Raw genomic sequence first — 18,284 nt, 5'->3', positions numbered from 1 at the left:
GTCACGGCCAGAACACGCGCTCGGCGTCGACGCACAGCAGCTCCAGCAGCAGGTCGAGATCGGCGCTTTCGTACCGCCACGACCAGCGGTGCGCTGCATGATCGCGGGCGTACAGGCTCCAGCGCCCGGCGGGGCCGCGCGCGAGCCGCGCGATGTCGATCACGCCGCCGCCCGGATCGACGTTGCGCGAGCAGCACGGGCTCTCGATCCGGAATCCGTCGGCGTCGCGCATCACGCGCGGGCTCACGTAGCGATAGCGCGCACGCTCGCGCAGCGCGCGTTCGATGCGCCGCTGCGTGAAATCGACGACGCTCGCCGGCTGGCCGCGCCCGGGCGCCGCTCGCCCCTGCGTCATCATCGCGCCGCCCCGTCGTGTTCGGGCAGCAGGCCGGCCGGCGCCGGCGCGATCTCGTCCTCGGTACAACCGATCACCTGCCGGCCGAACTCGACCAGGTAAACCGGCTCGCCCGTGTCGACGACCTGCCCGACGTTGACGATCTCGCCCACCGCGCCCGCGTCGACGAGGCGCGCGCCGGGCGCATGGTCCGGATAGCTGCCGTCGTTGCACAGATCGTCCAGCGCGACGACGCGCATGCCCCACGAATACTCGGGCTCCCGCATGGGCTCCATCATGTTCACGATGACGTCTCCGGTTCTCCGCGCGCCGCGGCGTGCGGCCCGTCGGCTGCAACGGCCCGCCCGAGCTCGCCGAGCCGGCCCGCGTGCGCGCCGAGCTTCGCGAGCACGTCGTCGGGCAGGTTGTCGAGCGTGCACAGCTCCTTCGCGCGCATCCCGACCCGGTGGCCGGTGTCGACGAAGTCGACCGCGTAGATATAGAACTGCTGCAGGAACGTGTTGATGCTCGTCACGTAGCCGACGTCGCCCTTGTTGACGAGCACCTCGCCGATGTCCTTGCCGCTGTAGGTGCCGTCGTTGCGCACCGCCGAGCGCGCGACCACCCGCTCGCCGAACGAAAAACGCGGCGGATGGGCGACCTCGATCACGTCGTCGTCGCGGTTGATGTCAGCCATGGTCGGCTCCACTATCGAGTTCCAGCGGTTGCGACGGATCGTCCGAACGCAGCCTGCGCCTGGCGAGCGCGCACACTTCGTCATCCGCATCGTCGAGCAGCAGCACGACGATGCCCGGCGGCGCGCGCCGCGCGATCTCCCAGCGCACGCGCCAATCCGCGTCGCCGAGCAGGTTGCCGAGCAGCGGCGCCGGCAGCCGCGCGGCGACGCGCCGGCGCACCTCGGCGTCCGCGTCGTCCACCATCCGCAGCAGCGCCGGCATGTCGAGCCGCTCGGCCACGCGCATGCGCACGCCGCGATCGGCGTCCCGCGCCATCGACGGCAGCAGGGCGACCGGCAGGCGGCGCGCGACCCAGTCGCGCACGCCGTAGTCGGGATCGGTCCGCATGCTCGCGAGCACGGCCGGATCGACGCGCTGCGCGACGCGGATCCGCACCTCGCGGTGCGGATCGCCCGCGAGCCGCGACAGATATGCGTGCGGCAGGCGCAGCGCCACCTGCAGCCGCACGGTTTCGTCCGGATCGTCGATCAGCGCGGGCAGCCGGAACACGTCCGCGTAGCGCGCGGCGATCGCGCGCACCTCGAAATACGGGTGCGCGAGCTGTTCGTTGGCGAGTGCCGGATGCCAGCTGAAGAAGCGGTCGATCCGGCGCGCATACGCGTCCTGCATGCAGGCGCGGCCCGGCTCGCAGCCGGCTTCGCCCGCGCGGCCCCGCAGCGCCGCGTACGGGCAGCGCGCACAGTCGAGCGCGCCGCCCTGCCAATCCAGCGGCGGGATGTCGCCGGCGGGCGCCGACGCGCGCGGCGCGGCCGGCGCGTTCGCGTCGGCCTGCGCCGGGACGCTGCGCGCCCGGCCGAGCGCGCTATCGCGAGCCGGCCCGGCGGCGCGCTCGCGCGGCGACCGCCCTGCGTGCGGGGAGCGTGGCGAGCGGTTCATCTCGGCGTCTCCGCCCAGCCGCGCGCCGGATGCGCGTGCAGCGCGTCGTCGTCATCGTCGTCCGCGCGGCGTTCGTCGCGCGTCAGCACGTGCAGCAGCAGTGCGCCGCCCACCCGGTCGTCCGGGTCGAGGCGCCGCAATTCGTCGAGCAGCGAGCGCGCCGCCGCGCGCTCGCCGAGCCGCAGGTTCAGGTATGCGAGCCCCTTCATCACGAACAGCTGGAAGCGCACCGTCGCGTCGTAGCGCACCGCGTCGCCCGTCGGCGGCGCATCGGCGACGCGCGGGCCGAGCGCCGTGCGCACGAGCGCAAGAGCTGCCTCGCCGACTGCACGCGCCTGCGCGAGCCGATGGCCGTAGAAATGGAAGCGGTACAACGCGATCAGCGGCGCCGGATGCGCGGGCAGCGCCGCCCGCGCGCGTTCGAGCAATGCCAGCGCGTCGTCCGGGCGATGCTGCAAGCGCCCGGCGGCGTCGATCCATGCGGCAACGGGCGCCGGCAGGCCACCGCCGAGCGCCGAACACGCGAACGCGGAGAGGGCGTCGTCGAGCGTGCGGGATTCGCCGTACATGGTCCGCTCCCGTCGCTCACGACGCGCGCGACAGCTCGGGCGGCCGGCCGCGGCCGATCGCGTCGATGCCGATCTTCGCGACGCCGGGCTCCGCCGGCGCGGCGCTGCTGCACGCGCACGGCGCCTGGTTCGGGTTCGTGAACGTGAAGCCCGACTGCGTCGCCGTTTCGACGAAATCGATCGTCACGCCGTCGAGCAGCATCCGGCTTTCCGCGGGCAGGAACACGCGCAGGCCGTCGGCGTCGAGCACCGCCTCGCCCGCCTGCGGCGCGGCCTCGGCGCTGAACGCCGCGTTATAGCCCGAGCAGCCGCCGGCGCTGACGACGAGCCGGAAGCCCGCGCCGGCCGGCAAGCCCGAGAAACGCACGATACGGCGCATGAACTTGTCCGCCGCGGCGGTGATGGTGACATTCGGCAGCATGATCGCGATTCACTCCTTGTCGTTGAACGCATTGAACGCGTGGACGGCGGTCGGCACGCGGCTCACGCCGGCACGATGCAGCCGTCGACCGGGCACACCGCGACGCATTGCGGGCTGTCGAAGTGCCCTTCGCATTCGGTGCACTTCTTGGGATCGATCGCGAATACGCCGCCTTTTTCGCCGATCGCGACGTTCGGGCACTCCGGTTCGCACGCCGAGCAGCCGGTGCAGGTCGAAGCGATGATCTTCAGGGACATGGTGACGCTCCTGTTGTGGGTGAGATCCTGATGACGCGCGCGTTACGCCGCCGCGCTGCCGGTGTACGCGCCCTGCCGGATCGCCGCGTCGCCGCGATCCGCATGCACGACCGCGCCGGACGCGACGCGGCTGCGGTAATCGTCGAACCATGCGAGCGCGGCCTTCTCTATGAACTCGCCGGAGAAGCGCTCGACCGGCTCGATGCCGGCGTGCGCCAGCTCGTCGCGCGGGCACGCGCCGATCTTCGCGACCAGCACCGCGTGGCAGTCGTTGATCGCGCGCACGACGGACGGCAATTGCTCGTCGTCGCCGAAACCGCCCTGGCAGTAGAGGTCGACGCGGCGATGGCCGACGAACAGCGCTTCCGACGCGGACACCTCGAAAATCTGGAATTCGCTCACGTGGCCGAAGTGCTCGTTGACGCGCCCGCCGCCCTTCGTCGCGACGGCGACCAGCACCTTGAGATCCGTGGCGACGTCGCTCGCCATCGACGCCGCGAGCGCCTCCTGCTTCGCCGCATGCTGCGCGCTGCGTTCGGCCTCGACGCGGTCCTGATAGGCCCGGCGGCGATCGAGGTCGTAGACCACTTCCATCTCCTCGATCCGGTCGAGCGTGAACTCGTCGCTGCGGTCCTCGCCGAGCAGGCCGACCGCGTCCGCGCGGCATTGCCGGCAGTGCCGCATCAGGTTCGCGCCGCCCATGCACGCGTCCTGCACGGCCTTCAGTTCCTGCGCGCTCGGTCCGCGCTGGCCGTTCAGGCCGAAATAGGTGCCGTGCTCGGGTTCGGAGATCAGCGGCATGATGTTGTGCAGGAAGGCGCCGCGCTTCTTCACCTCGCGGTTGACCTCGATCAGGTGCTCGTCGTTGACGCCGGGGATCAGCACCGAGTTGATCTTGGTCAGCACGCCGCGCGCGGTGAGCATCTCGAGCCCCTTCATCTGCTGCTCGTGGAGGATCTGCGCGGCCTCGTAGCCGGTCACGCGCCGGTGATCCCAGAAGATCCACGGATAGATCTTCGCGCCGACGGCCGGGTCGACCATGTTGATCGTGATCGTCACGTGGTCGATGTTGTAGCGGCAGATCTCGTCGACCAGCGCAGGCAGCGCGAGGCCGTTGGTCGACAGGCACAGCTTGATGTCGGGCGCCTGCTCCTGGAGCATCCGGAACGTGTCGAAGGTCTTCTGCGGGTTCGCGAGCGAATCGCCGGGGCCGGCGATGCCGAGCACCGTCATCTGCGGAATCTCGCTCGCGACCGCGACGACCTTCTTGACCGCCTGCTCGGGCGTGAGCTTCTGCGACACGACGCCGGGGCGCGACTCGTTCGAGCAGTCGTATTTGCGGTTGCAGTAGTTGCACTGGATGTTGCAGGCGGGCGCGACGGCGACGTGCATCCGCGCGTAGTGGTGATGCGCCTCTTCCGAGTAGCACGGGTGGTTCTTGACCTTCTCCCAGATCTCGGCCGGCATGTCGTCGGGGCCGCCCGACGAGCCGCAGCTCGCCTTGCCGTCGCCGCCCTGCGTGCCGCAACCGCCGCCCGCTGCCGGGACGTCCGCTGGCATACCGAGCGGTTTGATCTCGCCGATGCCGATATAGGCCGACGCGGGGGGCATGCCGACGTTCTGTGCGCTGTGCATGGACTTCTCCTGGAATTCGACGGGGACGACGTGCGACGTTAAAAGCCAGAACCGTGCCACGCCGCGACGCACGCAGCGGCGCGCCTGAGCGGCGGATCCGATGTCCGGTTTGTCGGGCCGGCGCGTGTTCCGCGACGAGAACGGCGGCCGCCGCTGTCGCGGTTGCGACAAACGACACAATCGGGAAGCGGCAGAGGGAAGCGCGCCGATGCGTCGGCGGCTGCAGCGGGATGGGACCGCGGGCGTGCGCGTGAGGTCGGTCGGGAAGAAAAGTGGAAGCGGAAGCGGCGTGCGCGCATGCGGCGGCGCAAGCGCGCAGTCAGGCGCCGCGCGTGCAGCTCAGCGCACGCGCGGCATGGCGGCGCCGGTCAGAACCGCCGCACCTCGATGCCGTACTTGTGCAGCGCGTAGCCGATCTGTCGCGGCGTGATCTTCAACAGGCGCGCGGCCTTCGCCTGCACCCAGCCGCAGCGCTCCATCGCCCAGATCAGCCGCTCGCGCTCGCCTTCCGGCTTGCCTTCGTCGTCGCCGTTCATCGCGAACGCGTCGTCGTGGTCGTGCTCGTGTTCATGGAACGCGTCGTCGAACGGGTCGTCCGCGAAGCCGCCGTCGCGCGGCAAGCCGCGGTGATCGCCCGCGCCCGGCGCGGGCACCTCGCAGATCGGAATGTCGAGCAGCCGCGCGGGACGCACCGCGTCCTCGCGCTCGATGTGATGCAGCACCTTCGTCAGGCAGCGGTCCTCCTGGCACAGGAACGCGAGGCGGTCGATCGTGTCGTGATGCGTCATCGTCGCGGTGCGCTCGACGCAGTTCTCGAGCTCGCGCACGTTGCCGGGCCAGTAGCAGCTCGTCAGCACGCGCATCGCGTCCTCGCTGAAGCGCAGCGTGCGGCCGTTGTCGCGGTTGAAGCGATCGAGAAAGTGCTGGGCCATCGCGGGGATGTCGTCGCGCCGCTCGCGCAGCGGCGGCAACTGGATGCTGACGACGTTGATCCGGTAGTAGAGATCGGCGCGGAACTCGCCTTCCTTCACCATCCGCTCGAGATTGCGATTGGTGGCGAGAATCAATCTCACATCGACTTTCACCGGCGCCGCGCCGCCGACCCGCTCGAACTCGCGCTCCTGCAGCACGCGCAGCAGCTTCGCCTGGAACGACGGCGAGATGTCGCCGATCTCGTCGAGGAACAGCGTGCCGCCATGCGCCAGTTCGAAACGCCCCTTGCGCAATCCCTGCGCACCGGTGAACGCGCCCTTCTCGTGCCCGAACAGCTCGCTTTCGAGCAGCGTCTCGGTCAGCGCCGCGCAGTTCACCGAGATGAACGCGTGGTCGTTGCGCGGCGACAGCCGGTGGATCGCGCGCGCGATCACCTCCTTGCCGGTGCCGCTCTCGCCGCGCAGCAGCACCGTCGTGCGAGCCGGCGCGACCTGATGGACCTGCGAGAACACCTGCTGCATCGGCGCCGACACGCCGACCACCTGATCGAGCTGCTGCACCGGCCGGATCGCCTTCTGCATGCGCCGCACCTCGTCCTGCAGGCGGTCGTGCGCGCAGCTGACGCTGCGATGTAGCAGCATCGCCTGCCCCATCAGCGTCGCGACGATCTTCATCAGATACAGGTCGTTCGCGAACACGCGGTTGCGATCGGGGTTCGAACAAAACGCGACCAGCACGCCCAGCGTGCGCTGCTCGTGGCGGATCGGCATGCCGAGCATCGCGACCGAGCCGTCGTCGGGCTCGCCCGCGCCGCCCGTGCGATCGAGGAACAGCGGCTCGTCGCGCACTTCCGGCACGATCACCGGCGAGCCGCTCGTGAAGATGCGTCCGACGATGCCCTCGCCGGGCAGGAAGCGCACGCGCTGGCGCCAGTCGTCGGCGAGGCCGGTGCAGCACAGGCCGCGCAGGTAGCCGTCCGGCTCGACGACGACGACGAACGCCGAGCGCCAGCCCAGCGTGTACGACAGGTAACGCAGCGACGTGAGGAAGGTCTGCGAGACGTCGAGCGACGATATCAGCGTCTTGCCCACTTCATAGACCACGTCGAGATCACGGCGATGCTCGCTTGCATGGGAATTCGGCATGGCTTTCGCTCCTGCGATGGCTCGCCCGCGCGTGTAGCACTCCGGCGCGACGTAATGGCGAAGCAATATCTGCGCCCATCTCGTGCGGCCGGATCGCGACGCCTGCCCGCGGCGACAAAGCCGACACAGGCGAGAAAAGACCAGACAAAGGCGACAAGGTCGCGCGCCGTTCGCCGGGTGCGCGCGACAAACTCGACAATGCGCAGCTCGACATCCACGATATCAAGCGAAAAAAAAGCGTGGCATGGATGTTGCAAATCCGGCGGTCGTCAACCCACCGTCGTCATCCCTCCACGCGGAGCATGCAATGGCCTATAGCGACAAGGTCCTCGACCACTACGAAAACCCGCGCAACGTCGGCTCGTTCGACGCCGGCGCCGACGACGTCGGCACCGGCATGGTCGGCGCGCCCGCATGCGGCGACGTGATGCGGCTGCAGATCCGCGTGAATGCCGACGGCGTGATCGAGGACGCGAGATTCAAGACCTACGGCTGCGGCTCCGCGATCGCGTCGAGCTCGCTCGTCACCGAATGGGTGCGCGGCCGCACGCTCGACGAAGCGCTCGCGATCAAGAACACCGACATCGCCGAAGAACTCGCGCTGCCGCCCGTGAAGATTCACTGCTCGATTCTCGCCGAGGACGCGATCAAGGCCGCCGTCGCCGATTTCCGCTCGCGGCATCCGGGCGCGGGCGGCGAGACGCTCGCCGAGCAGCCGGTCTGCACGTCCACGCCGAACTGAACGCTTCACTCCTTCGAGGATCGCCCCATGGAACTCCTGCAACCGTCCGCCGACGCCGCGCCCGTCCCGCTGCCGGCCTTTCTGGACTTCACGCCCAACGCGGCCGCGAAAGTCGCGGCGCTGATCGACGCGGAAGGCAACCCGCAGCTGAAACTGCGGCTCTACGTGTCGGGCGGCGGCTGCTCGGGCTTTCAATACGGTTTCGCGTTCGACGACCAGGTCGCCGATGACGACCTGCAAGTCGTCACCGACGGCGTCACGCTGCTGATCGACGCGATGAGCCGGCAATACCTCGCGGGCGCCCGCGTCGACTACGAGGACGGGCTCGAAGGCTCGCGCTTCGTGATCCAGAACCCGAACGCGCAGAGCACGTGCGGCTGCGGCAGTTCCTTTTCCGTGTGAGCGCGCGATGGCCATCTCCGTCACTCCAGCGGCCGCGCGCCACATCGAGAAGGAGCTGCAAAAGCGCGGCGCCGGGCTCGGCCTGCGCGTCGCGGTCAAGACGAGCGGCTGCTCCGGCTTCGCCTACGCGCTCGAATTCGTCGACGCGCCGAACGACGACGATCTGTGCTTCGCGACGCACGGCGTGACCGTCGTCGTCGACCCGCGCAGCCTGCCGATGCTCGACGGCACCGAGCTCGACTTCGTCCGCGAGGGCCTGAACGAAGGCTTCAAGTTCCACAACCCGAACGCGACCGCGAACTGCGGCTGCGGCGAGAGCTTCGCCGTCTGAGCACGCCCGCACGCGACATTCGCACCGACCGCACGGAGACCCGCCATGGCCCTGCTGCAGATCGCCGAACCCGGCCGCGCCGCCGCGCCGCATCAGCACCGGCTCGCCGCCGGCATCGACCTCGGCACGACCAACTCGCTCGTCGCGACCGTGCAGAGCGCGCTCGCGCGCGTGCTGCCGGATGCGGACGGCCACGCGCTGCTGCCGTCGATCGTGCGCTATCTGCCGTCCGGCGCAACCGAGATCGGCCGGCTCGCGCAGCTGCGTCAGGTCGACGATCCGCAGAACACGATCGTGTCGGTGAAGCGCCTGATGGGCCGCGGCCTCGCGGATGTCGCGGGCGCCGACGCCCTGCCGTACCGGTTCGTCGAACGGCCCGGCATGGTCGCGCTCGACACGGCCGGCGGCGTTCGCACGCCCGTCGAGGTGTCGGCCGAGATCCTGCGCGCGCTGCGCGTGCGCGCCGAGACGGCGCTCGGCGGCGAGCTGGCCGGCGTCGTCATCACGGTGCCCGCGTATTTCGACGACGCGCAGCGGCAAGCGACCAAGGACGCCGCGCGGCTCGCCGGCCTGACCGTGCTGCGCCTGCTGAACGAGCCGACGGCCGCCGCGGTCGCTTACGGCCTCGACCGCGGCGCGCAAGGCGCGTACGTCGTCTACGATCTCGGCGGCGGCACCTTCGACGTGTCGGTGCTGAAGCTCGCGAACGGCGTGTTCGAGGTGCTCGCGACGGGCGGCGACTCGGCACTCGGCGGCGACGATTTCGATCACGCGATCGCGGCTTGGCTGTGCCGCGCGCACGGCGTCGACACGCTCGCCTCGCACGCGCCGGGCGACCAGCGCGCGATGCTGAGCGCCGCGCGCGCGGCGAAGGAAACGCTGTCGCACGCGGCGAGCGCCGATCTCGCGATCCGGCTGTCGAACGGCGTCGAGCTGCGGCAAACGCTGTCGCGCGCGGCGTTCGCGGGGCTCGCGGAAGCGCTCGTCGCGCGCACGCTGGCGGCGACCAAACGCGCGCTGCGCGACGCGCAGCTGGCGATCGGCGAGCTGGACGGCGTGATCCTCGTCGGCGGATCGACGCGGATGCCGGTCGTGCGCGACGCGGTGCGCAGCCTGTTCGGCCGCGAACCGCTGGCCGACATCGATCCCGATCAGGTGGTCGCGCTCGGCGCCGCGAAACAGGCCGACATCCTCGCCGGCAACGCCGGCAGCGACGCGTGGCTGCTGCTCGACGTGTGCCCGCTGTCGCTCGGCATCGAGACGATGGGCGGCCTCGTCGAGAAGATCATTCCGCGCAACTCGACGATTCCGGTCGCACGCGCGCAGGAATTCACGACGTTCAAGGACGGCCAGACCGCGATGTCGATTCACGTCGTGCAGGGCGAGCGCGAATCGGTGGGCGACTGCCGCTCGCTCGCGCGCTTCACGCTGCGCGGAATTCCGCCCGCGGTGGCCGGCGCCGCGCGCATCCGCGTCACGTTCCAGATCGACGCCGACGGGCTGCTGGCCGTCACCGCGCGCGAGCAGCGCAGCGGCGTGGATGCGCACGTCGAAGTGAAGCCGTCTTACGGACTGAGCGACGACCAGGTCGCCTCGATGCTGCGCGATGCGATCGACACGTCCGTGGCGGACATGCAGCTGCGCGCGTGGCGCGAAGCGCAGGTCGATGCGCGCCGGATGCTCGACGCGACCGAAGCCGCGCTGACGGAGCATGCATCGCTGCTGTCGGCCGACGAACTCGCGGCGGTCCGGCAGGCGCTGTTCCGCGTCGCCGATGCGCTCGGCACGGCCGCGCCGCTCGACGCGCTACGCGAGGCCGCCGACGCGCTGTCCCGCGCCACCGAGCAGTTCGCCGCGCGCCGGATGGATGCGTCGATCCGCAGCGCGCTCGCCGGGCGCGCACTCGACAGCCTCGCGTAACGGATATCGAGGAGCGCGTATGCCCTGCGTCCGGGTTCTGCCCCATCCTGCGCTGTGTCCCAACGGCCATGCATTCGATGCGCCGCGCGGCACGTCGTTGTGCGAGAGCCTGCTCGCCAGCGGCATCGCGCTCGAGCACGCATGCGAGATGGTCGCCGCATGCGCGACCTGCCATGTGTACGTGCGAGAAGGCGGCGCGTCGCTCCCGCCGCCGGACGACGAAGAGAACGACCAGCTCGATCGCGCGTGGGGGCTCGACGCGCAGTCGCGGCTCGCGTGCTGCGTGAGCCTCGGCAACGACGACCTGACGATCGAACTCCCGCGCCACACGCGCAATCTCGCACGCGAACGCTGAGCGCGCGGGCCGTCCTCGGGCCGCCGTTCGTCACTCCGTCACGCGCCTGCCGCTCATCCCGCCCGTACGTCCTCCTGCGCGACACGTTGCACGCGCAACGTCGCGCGCACCGCGCGCCAACGACCCGACATCCAGCCGACGCACCGCTGTCCGAAACAGCACATTCGCGACACGCGTCGGCGGCAAGCCGCCATCCGCACGCTGCGCGATTCGCGCAAACCCGCGTCGCGACGGCCTCTCGCGCACCCATGCGCAATTGGCACGACCTTTGCAAATACGTATCGCAACGCCCTCTGGAATCGCAACCATGTCCATTCCGATCATCAACGACACGACACTGCGCGACGGCGAACAGACCGCCGGCGTCGCGTTCACCGTCGAGGAGAAATGCGCGATCGCGACCGCGTTGTCGAACGCCGGCGTGCCCGAACTCGAAATCGGCATCCCGTCGATGGGCGCCGACGAGATTGCGGACATCCGCTCGATCGTCGACCTGAATCTCGACGCGAGCGTCATGGTATGGGGACGCCTGACGCCGGGCGACCTCGCCGCGGCGCTGCGCTGCCGGCCCGACATCATCCACCTGTCCGTGCCGGTGTCGGACATTCATCTGCAATACAAGCTGCGCCAGCCGCGCGCCTGGGTGTTCGCGCAGATCAGGCGCGTGATCGGCGAGGCCGTGCGCAGCGATCTGAAGATCTCGCTCGGCGCCGAGGACGCGTCGCGCGCGGACCCGGCGTTCCTCGCCGACGTCGCGCGGCTCGCGCAGCAATGCGGCGCGCAGCGCATCCGTTTCGCCGACACGCTCGGCGTGCTCGATCCGTTCTCGACCTACGAAGCCGTCGCGCGCCTGCGCGACGCCATCGACATCGAGATCGAGATGCACGCGCACAACGATCTCGGGCTCGCCACCGCCAACACGCTCGCGGCGCTGCGGGCTGGCGCGACGCATGCGAACACGACGGTCAACGGCCTCGGCGAGCGCGCGGGCAACGCGGCGCTCGAGGAGGTCGTGATGTGCTCGCGCCATCTGCTCGGCCGCGACACCGGCGTCGACACCACCGCGCTCGTCGGCATTTCGCGGCTCGTCGAGCATGCGTCCGGGCGGCAGGTCGCGCTCAACAAGAGCATCGTCGGCGGCGGCGTGTTCACGCACGAGTCGGGCATCCACACCGACGGCCTCGCGAAGAATCCGACGACCTACGAGAGCTTCGATCCGGCCGAGCTCGGCCGCGCGCGCTCGCTCGTGCTCGGCAAGCATTCCGGCTCGCACGGCGTGCGCCATGCGTACGAGGCGCTCGGGCTGCCGGTCGCCGACCAGCTCGTGCCGCTGCTGCTCGCGCGCATCCGCCAGCATGCGACCCAGACGAAGCAGGCGCCGAACGCGGCCGATCTGTACCGGTTCCTGGTCGAGACGCGCGAACTCATCGAGGAATGGTCATGAGCGCCGTGCCGCGCACCGCATCCGCGGCGGCGGCGGCCGAGCGCGCCGCCGGCCGCTCATGGTGGGCCTTGCTGCGCGGCGACGCACGCTGCGTGCTCGAGCGCGATCCGGCCGCGCGCAGCAGGCTCGAGGTCTGGACCATCTATCCGGGGCTGCACGCGCTCGCCGCGCACCGCGTCGCGCATGCGCTGTGGCGGCGCGGCTGGCGCTACCTGCCGCGCGTGCTGTCGTTCGTCGCGCGCATGGTCACGCAGGTCGACATCCATCCCGGCGCGACGATCGGCCCGCGCCTGTTCATCGATCACGGCTCGGGCGTCGTGATCGGCGAGACGGCCGAGATCGGCGCCGACTGCACGCTCTATCACGGCGTCACGCTCGGCGGCACCAGCCTGCACGCAGGCAAGCGCCATCCGACGCTCGGCGAGCGCGTGATCGTCGGCGCGGGCGCGACGATCCTCGGCCCGATCGCGGTCGGCGATGGCGCGCGGATCGCGGCGAACTCGGTCGTGATCGACGCGGTGCCGGACCACGCGACCGTCGTCGGGATTCCGGCGCGCGTCGTCGCGCCGCGCGACCGGCGCACCGCGCACGGCTACGACCTGAACCATCACCTGATTCCCGACCCGGTCGGCAAGGCGCTCGCGTGCCTGCTCGATCGCGTCGCCCGGCTCGAGCAGTCCAGCCAAGGCGGCCCGCTGCCGCCGCGTCCCGGCGCACCCGGCGAACCATGCTGCGGCGACGGCTGCATGGACGCCGTGCACGCGCCATCCCCGTCCCGCCGTCCGGAGTGATTCGCCATGACGCCCCTCGCCGAACGATTGAAACACCTGTCCTCCGCGGAGGACTTCCTGCAGTTCTTTGGCGTGCCGTTCGACCAGAAGGTGGTCGACGTCTGCCGTCTGCACATCCTCAAGCGCTTCTTCCAGTACATCCGGCAGCAGGCGTCGATCCCGCAGGACACCGAAGCCGCGCTGTTCGCCACCTACCGCGACCAGCTCGCACGGGCCTACCGCGACTTCGTCGCGTCGACGCCCGCCGAGGAAAAGGTCTTCAAGGTATTCCAGGACGTCGACGGCCGCCAGCACGTGTCCGTCGACACTCTCCGCGCGTCGCTGCCGGCGCGCGGCACCGCATGACGGAGAAACCCACCATGCACATCGTCGTCTGCATCAAGCAGGTTCCGGATTCGGCGCAGATCCGGGTTCATCCGGTCACCAACACGATCATGCGGCAGGGCGTGCCCGCGATCCCCAATCCGTACGACCTGTTCTCGCTCGAAGAGGCGCTGCGCCTGAAGGACCGCTTCGGCGGCATGGTCACCGCCCTCTGCATGGGGCCGCCGCAGGCCGAGGACGCGCTGCGCAAATGCGTGAGCTACGGCGCCGACGACGCGATCCTCGTGACCGACCGCGCGTTCGCGGGCGCCGACACGCTCGCGACCTCCTATGCGCTCGCGGCCGGCATCCGCCAGATCGCGCGCGAACAGGCGGTCGACATCGTGTTCACCGGCAAGCAGACGATCGACGGCGACACCGCCCAGGTCGGCCCCGGCATCGCGAAGCGGCTCGGGATGCAGTTGCTGACCTACGTGTCGCGGATCGTCGAGATCGATCCCGACGCGCGCACGATCGTCGTCGAGCGTCGCGCGGAAGGCGGCGTGCAGGTGCTGAAGACCGCGCTGCCGTGTCTCGTCACGATGCTCGAGAACACCAACGAGCTGCGCTTCGCGACGATGCCCGCGATGATCCACGCGGCCGGTTTCCCGGTGCGCAGATGGAACAAGGAGGACGCCGGCATCGAGGACGTGACGAAGATCGGCCTGAAGGGATCGCCGACCGTCGTCAGCAAGGTGTTCGGCCCGACCCCGCGCAGCGAGAAGGCCGACCTGCTCGAACTCGACACGTCGACGCTGCGCGACGTGTCGCTGACCTTGCTGCAGAAGATCTTCACGCGTCATCCGACGCTCGAAACCGACCTGCTGATGAAGGAGTCGACATGACGACCGCCGCCAACCCGCCCGCCGCGCCCGTCAGGAAGGCCGGCGGCCGCAATCTGGAGCTGCCCGAGCACCTGAAGGCGTACAAGGGCGTCTGGGTGTTCGTCGAGCACGACCGCGGCCACGTGCACGGCGTGTCGTGGGAACTCGTCGGCGAGGCGCGCAAGCTCGCCGACAAGCTCGGCAGCGACGTGTCCGTCGTGCTGCTCGGCGGCCCCGACGAAGCGCTCGAGACGTTCGCCGCCGACGCGTTCGGCTACGGCGCCGACAAGGCCTACGTGATTCACGCGCCGGTGCTGCACGGCTACCGGAACGAGCCGTTCACGAAGGCGCTCACCGAGCTCGTCAATCGCTACCAGCCCGAAATCCTGCTGCTCGGCGCGACGTCGATGGGCCGCGACCTCGCCGGCTCGGTTGCGACCACGCTGTTGACTGGACTGACCGCGGACTGCACCGCGCTCAACATCGACCCGGCCACGCGTGCGCTGGCCGCGACGCGGCCGACCTTCGGCGGCTCGCTGCTGTGCACGATCATGACGCTCGCGTACCGGCCGCAGATGGCGACCGTGCGCCCGCGCGTGATGGCGATGCCGCGCGCCGAGCCCGGCCGCGGCGGCGAGATCGTGCAGGAAACGTTCGGCATGGTCGAAACCGACATCGTCACGAAGCTGCTCGACTTCATCGCCGACGCGAACAGCAACCGCATCAACCTGCCCTATGCCGACGTGATCGTGAGCGGCGGCAAGGGGCTGAAGAATCCGGAGAACTTCCGCCTCGTGTTCGAGCTCGCGCGCGTGCTCGGCGGCGAGGTGGGCGCGACGCGCCCGTGCGTGCAGGCCGGCTGGGTCGAGGCCGACCGGCAGGTCGGCCAGACCGGCAAGACCGTGCGGCCGAAGCTCTACATCGCGGCCGGCATTTCCGGCGCGATCCAGCATCGCGTCGGGATGGAGAGCGCGGACGTGATCGTCGCGATCAACACCGACCCGAACGCGCCGATCTTCGACTTCGCGCACTTCGGCATCGTCGGCAATGCGATGCAGGTGCTGCCCGCGCTCACGCAAGCGTTCGCGGAACACCTGTCGGTTCGCGGCAAGCAGGTCGCATAAGGAGCAGCGAAATGAAAAAACCGTCGCAATTCGACGCGATCGTCGTCGGCGCGGGGCCGTCGGGCAATGCCGCGGCCTACACGATGGCGAAAGCCGGCCTCAAGGTGCTGCAGATCGAGCGCGGCGAGTATCCGGGCAGCAAGAACGTGCAAGGCGCGATCCTCTACGCGAAGGCGCTCGAGGAGATCATCCCCGACTTTCGCGACGACGCGCCGCTCGAGCGTCACATCATCGAGCAGCGCCTGTGGATGCTCGACGAGACGTCGTTCGTCGGCACGCACGTGCGCAGCGACGACTACAACAAGCCGCCGTACAACCGCTACACGATCATCCGCGCGCAGTTCGACAAGTGGTTCTCGTCGAAGGTGCGCGAGGCCGGCGCGCTGGTCATCTGCGAGACGACCGTCAACCATCTGATCCTCGACGGCGACCAGGTGGTCGGCGTGCAGTGCGATCGCGAGCAGGGCGACGTGTACGCCGACGTCGTGATCCTCGCCGACGGCGTGAATTCGACGCTTGCGCGCAAGGCCGGTTTCCACGACGAGATCGACGCCGGCAACGTCGCGCTCGCCGTCAAGGAAATCCTGTTCATGCCGGAGGAGACGATCCGTCAGCGCTTCAACATCGGCGAGGACGAAGGCGTCGTGATCGAGATGGTCGGCCGGATCACCGACGGCATGATGGGCACGGGCTTCCTGTACACGAACCGCGAATCGCTGACGATCGGCGTCGGCTGCATGCTGTCCGATTTCAAGCAGAACGCGAACCGCACGAGCCCGTACGTGCTGATCGAGCAGATGAAGCGCCATCCGGCGATCGCGCCGCTGATCGAGGGCGGCGAGATGAAGGAGTACTGCGCGCACCTGATCCCGGAAGGCGGCTTCCACGCGGTGCCGCGCGTGTACGGCAACGGCTGGATGATCGTCGGCGACTCGGGCGGCTTCGTCAACGCCGCGCACCGCGAAGGCTCGAACCTCGCGATGACGACCGGGCGCCTCGCGGCCGAGACGGTGATCGCGGCGAAGGCGGCCGGCCGCGGCTATCGCGCGGGCGAGCTGAAGGCGTACAAGGCGAAGCTCGACGACAGCTTCGTGATGAAGGATCTGTACAAGTACCGCGACATGCCGGACACGCTGCACCGCAATCCGCAATTCTTCACGACCTATCCGGATCTGGTCGCGAACGCCGCGCGCACGATGATCACCGTCGACGGCGTCGACAAGAAGACCAAGGAGCGCGCGATCGTGTCGAGCTTCCGCAAGAGCCGTTCGTTCGCCGGCCTGGTCGGCGACGCGTTCAAAATCTGGAGGGCATTCCGATGAGCACCGTGACAGTCAACGTCGAGGAAAAGCTGTTTCAGAACCGCTACCGCGTCGACGCGGGCCGGCCGCACATCCGCATCAAGAGCACGGACGTCTGCCTGAACGACTGCAGGCAGAAGAGCTGCACGTTCGTCTGCCCGGCGTCGTGCTACAAGGCCGAAGGCAACGGCGCGGTGACGCTGATCACCGACGGCTGCCTCGAGTGCGGGAGCTGCCGGATCCTGTGCAGCGAACATCAGAACATCGAATGGGAGTACCCGCGGGGCGGCCACGGGATCCTGTTCAAGTTCGGTTGAAGGAGGGATACCGCGATGCCACGTCCGACACGACACGTCTTCGTCTGCACGCAGAACCGGCCGCCGAACCATCCGCGCGGCTCCTGCGGCGGCGGCCACGGCTCGGCCGCGCTGTTGCAGGCGTTCTGGGCCGAGCAGCAGAAGCGCCAGGCCTACGACACGGTCGCCATCACCTACGCGGGCTGCCTCGGCCCGTGCGAGCGCGGCGCGAATGTCGTCGTCTATCCGGAAGCCGTGCTGTACAGCGGCGTCACGCCGGCCGACGTCGACGAGATTTTCTCCAGCCACCTCGAACGCGGCGAGCCGGTCGCACGTCTGCTCGCGCCGAGGGAGATCTGGTGAACCTGATGACGGGATCCGAGTCCGCCGAGCTGTTCGGCGGCGACGTGCCCGCGTCGATCCGGCATATGATCGACTCGGCGCGCGGGGCGACGCGCGACGAGACCGGCGCGGCGCTGTGGGCGGCCGTGCTCAGCGCGCCGCGCAGCCTGCCCGCGTACTACCTGCTCTACAAGTTCCATGCGGCGGCCGGCGAGCTCGCGCACGCGCAACAGGTCGCGATCAAGGCGCTCGCGGTCGCGGCCGAGCAGGCGTCGCTCGCCCGCGACTGGCGCATGGTGCGCGCGAGCGACGCCGATTTTTCGGTGCCCGGCCCCGCCCGCTTCTGGCTGTTCACGCTGAAGGCACTCGCGTTCATCAGCGTGCGGCTGGGCGAGTACCGCGTCGCGCGCGCGCTGGTCGAGAAATTGCGCGCGCTCGATCCGGCCGATCGCGTCGGGTACGGCGTCGTCGATGCGCTGCTCGCCCAGATTCCGGAACGGTGACGGGCCGCGCATGAAGGAGGTCGAGATGGTTCGCAGTGGAACGCAGCGGAACCGGTCGCCCGGCCGGTCCGCATACGCGGCATGCGCCGGTGCATGGCCATTCGAAGTCCGATGTTCCACCTGAAGGATCACGCACGATGACGCTTCGACGTTCGCCGGTTCGCTCGCGCAACAAGGCCATGCTGCTGCCGACGCCACGTGCGACGGTCGACCGGCAATCGCTCGAGTACCACCTCGTGCTGGCCGCGATCCGTGCGGGCCACGGCAACGAGCGGCAGCTCTCGCGGCTCGTCGAGATCCTGTTCCTGGCCGAGTTTCTTCACGAAGCCGGCTATGGGGACGGCGACCAGGCCGCGTTCGCGGAGATGGAAGCGGCGCTGCGCCGATGCACCGACCGCGGCCACACCACGGGCGAATGGCGCATGGATGCACAGGACCACGGGCACGTCGCGCAATTGCTGACGCTGCACGATCGGCAACTGGCGCGCGCGCCGCTTCACGCGGTCGCGACCGCCACCGAGCGTTTGCGTCGGCTGCTCGCCAAGGCGGCGCTCGCACTCGGCGTCGCGCGACAGGCGGCGTGAATGCAAGCGAGCGTGCATGTCGTCGGCATCCCCG

The 18,284-nt window shown here is 69.6% G+C and carries 24 protein-coding genes; 15 read left to right on the top strand and 9 right to left on the bottom strand.

Translation table 11 applies throughout. The features are described 5' to 3' along the window. Position 1 precedes the first annotated feature (1 nt). The 9 genes from WJ35_RS15875 to nifA all read right to left on the bottom strand — a co-directional run bounded on the left by WJ35_RS15875 (position 2) and on the right by nifA (position 6,928). On the bottom strand, positions 2-358 hold the full coding sequence (locus tag WJ35_RS15875; protein WP_011880132.1) for a hypothetical protein: 357 nt from the start codon (positions 356-358) through the stop codon (positions 2-4). Further along, complete coding sequence (locus WJ35_RS15870) at positions 355-630, bottom strand: nitrogen fixation protein NifZ (protein ID WP_011880131.1); 276 nt, start codon at positions 628-630, stop codon at positions 355-357. The genes WJ35_RS15875 and WJ35_RS15870 overlap by 4 nt, the downstream gene beginning before the upstream one ends. A 5-nt stretch (positions 631-635) precedes the next feature. Further along, positions 636-1,031 carry a nitrogen fixation protein NifZ gene (locus WJ35_RS15865; RefSeq protein ID WP_045579663.1) on the bottom strand — a complete coding sequence of 132 codons (396 nt, stop codon included), beginning with the start codon at positions 1,029-1,031 and terminating at the stop codon, positions 636-638. Then, on the bottom strand, positions 1,024-1,968 hold the full coding sequence (locus tag WJ35_RS15860) for a 4Fe4S-binding leucine-rich repeat protein (RefSeq protein ID WP_080484350.1): 945 nt from the start codon (positions 1,966-1,968) through the stop codon (positions 1,024-1,026). Before WJ35_RS15860 ends, WJ35_RS15865 begins: the two co-directional genes overlap by 8 nt. Next, positions 1,965-2,537: a hypothetical protein gene (locus WJ35_RS15855; protein WP_011880128.1), complete on the bottom strand. Its 573-nt coding sequence runs from the start codon at positions 2,535-2,537 to the stop codon at positions 1,965-1,967. Before WJ35_RS15855 ends, WJ35_RS15860 begins: the two co-directional genes overlap by 4 nt. 16 nt (positions 2,538-2,553) lie before the next feature. Beyond that, on the bottom strand, positions 2,554-2,958 hold the full coding sequence (locus WJ35_RS15850; protein WP_011880127.1) for a HesB/IscA family protein: 405 nt from the start codon (positions 2,956-2,958) through the stop codon (positions 2,554-2,556). A 62-nt stretch (positions 2,959-3,020) separates the two neighbouring features. Further along, complete coding sequence (locus WJ35_RS15845; protein WP_011880126.1) at positions 3,021-3,215, bottom strand: 4Fe-4S binding protein; 195 nt, start codon at positions 3,213-3,215, stop codon at positions 3,021-3,023. Positions 3,216-3,257: 42 nt separating this feature from the next. Further along, positions 3,258-4,850, bottom strand: a complete 1,593-nt coding sequence (gene nifB / locus WJ35_RS15840) for a nitrogenase cofactor biosynthesis protein NifB (RefSeq protein ID WP_045579661.1) — start codon at positions 4,848-4,850, stop codon at positions 3,258-3,260. 368 nt (positions 4,851-5,218) lie between these two features. Then, positions 5,219-6,928 (bottom strand): nif-specific transcriptional activator NifA, encoded by a 1,710-nt coding sequence (nifA, locus tag WJ35_RS15835; protein WP_059461420.1) that lies wholly within the window; start codon positions 6,926-6,928, stop codon positions 5,219-5,221. Between the two features lie 307 nt (positions 6,929-7,235). On the opposite strand from nifA, the gene iscU reads away from it, so the two are divergent. From iscU to WJ35_RS15760, 15 genes are all read left to right on the top strand, one after another. Continuing rightward, positions 7,236-7,670 carry a Fe-S cluster assembly scaffold IscU gene (gene iscU / locus WJ35_RS15830; protein WP_011880123.1) on the top strand — a complete coding sequence of 145 codons (435 nt, stop codon included), beginning with the start codon at positions 7,236-7,238 and terminating at the stop codon, positions 7,668-7,670. A gap of 27 nt (positions 7,671-7,697) precedes the next feature. Then, on the top strand, positions 7,698-8,072 hold the full coding sequence (gene erpA / locus WJ35_RS15825) for an iron-sulfur cluster insertion protein ErpA (RefSeq protein ID WP_011880122.1): 375 nt from the start codon (positions 7,698-7,700) through the stop codon (positions 8,070-8,072). A 7-nt stretch (positions 8,073-8,079) separates the two neighbouring features. Continuing rightward, the gene (gene iscA / locus WJ35_RS15820) at positions 8,080-8,403 is read left to right on the top strand and encodes an iron-sulfur cluster assembly protein IscA (protein WP_069239501.1); all 324 of its coding nucleotides are present in this window, start codon (positions 8,080-8,082) and stop codon (positions 8,401-8,403) included. Positions 8,404-8,448: 45 nt separating this feature from the next. Next, a complete protein-coding gene (gene hscA, locus WJ35_RS15815) occupies positions 8,449-10,323 on the top strand; it encodes a Fe-S protein assembly chaperone HscA (protein ID WP_014725851.1) in 1,875 nt (624 codons plus the stop codon). A 19-nt stretch (positions 10,324-10,342) separates the two neighbouring features. After that, positions 10,343-10,678, top strand: coding sequence for a 2Fe-2S iron-sulfur cluster-binding protein (locus WJ35_RS15810; RefSeq protein WP_011880119.1), 336 nt, complete (start codon positions 10,343-10,345; stop codon positions 10,676-10,678). Between the two features lie 307 nt (positions 10,679-10,985). Then, positions 10,986-12,122 (top strand): homocitrate synthase, encoded by a 1,137-nt coding sequence (nifV, locus tag WJ35_RS15805; protein ID WP_011880118.1) that lies wholly within the window; start codon positions 10,986-10,988, stop codon positions 12,120-12,122. Beyond that, positions 12,119-12,913, top strand: coding sequence for a serine O-acetyltransferase (gene cysE, locus WJ35_RS15800; RefSeq protein WP_043292770.1), 795 nt, complete (start codon positions 12,119-12,121; stop codon positions 12,911-12,913). Before nifV ends, cysE begins: the two co-directional genes overlap by 4 nt. Positions 12,914-12,919: 6 nt before the next feature. Next, on the top strand, positions 12,920-13,258 hold the full coding sequence (gene nifW / locus WJ35_RS15795; protein WP_011880116.1) for a nitrogenase stabilizing/protective protein NifW: 339 nt from the start codon (positions 12,920-12,922) through the stop codon (positions 13,256-13,258). A gap of 14 nt (positions 13,259-13,272) precedes the next feature. After that, positions 13,273-14,121 (top strand): electron transfer flavoprotein subunit beta/FixA family protein, encoded by an 849-nt coding sequence (locus WJ35_RS15790; protein WP_011880115.1) that lies wholly within the window; start codon positions 13,273-13,275, stop codon positions 14,119-14,121. Further along, positions 14,118-15,224 carry an electron transfer flavoprotein subunit alpha/FixB family protein gene (locus WJ35_RS15785; protein ID WP_059454637.1) on the top strand — a complete coding sequence of 369 codons (1,107 nt, stop codon included), beginning with the start codon at positions 14,118-14,120 and terminating at the stop codon, positions 15,222-15,224. Before WJ35_RS15790 ends, WJ35_RS15785 begins: the two co-directional genes overlap by 4 nt. Before the next feature lie 11 nt (positions 15,225-15,235). Next, a complete protein-coding gene (locus WJ35_RS15780) occupies positions 15,236-16,546 on the top strand; it encodes an FAD-dependent monooxygenase (protein WP_011880113.1) in 1,311 nt (436 codons plus the stop codon). Further along, positions 16,543-16,842 (top strand): ferredoxin family protein, encoded by a 300-nt coding sequence (locus WJ35_RS15775; protein WP_011880112.1) that lies wholly within the window; start codon positions 16,543-16,545, stop codon positions 16,840-16,842. The genes WJ35_RS15780 and WJ35_RS15775 overlap by 4 nt, the downstream gene beginning before the upstream one ends. 15 nt (positions 16,843-16,857) lie before the next feature. Further along, positions 16,858-17,184 (top strand): (2Fe-2S) ferredoxin domain-containing protein, encoded by a 327-nt coding sequence (locus tag WJ35_RS15770; protein ID WP_014725844.1) that lies wholly within the window; start codon positions 16,858-16,860, stop codon positions 17,182-17,184. Beyond that, positions 17,181-17,666: a hypothetical protein gene (locus tag WJ35_RS15765; protein WP_069239500.1), complete on the top strand. Its 486-nt coding sequence runs from the start codon at positions 17,181-17,183 to the stop codon at positions 17,664-17,666. The genes WJ35_RS15770 and WJ35_RS15765 overlap by 4 nt, the downstream gene beginning before the upstream one ends. A 137-nt stretch (positions 17,667-17,803) precedes the next feature. Then, positions 17,804-18,250: a hypothetical protein gene (locus tag WJ35_RS15760; RefSeq protein ID WP_011880109.1), complete on the top strand. Its 447-nt coding sequence runs from the start codon at positions 17,804-17,806 to the stop codon at positions 18,248-18,250. Positions 18,251-18,284: the final 34 nt, after the last annotated feature.

Origin of the sequence: Burkholderia ubonensis (assembly GCF_001718695.1) — a bacterium.
In the GTDB taxonomy this organism is placed as follows: domain Bacteria; phylum Pseudomonadota; class Gammaproteobacteria; order Burkholderiales; family Burkholderiaceae; genus Burkholderia; species Burkholderia ubonensis_B.
Note: the sequence above shows the minus strand (reverse complement) of the source record. Positions and strands in the feature narration are given on the sequence as shown.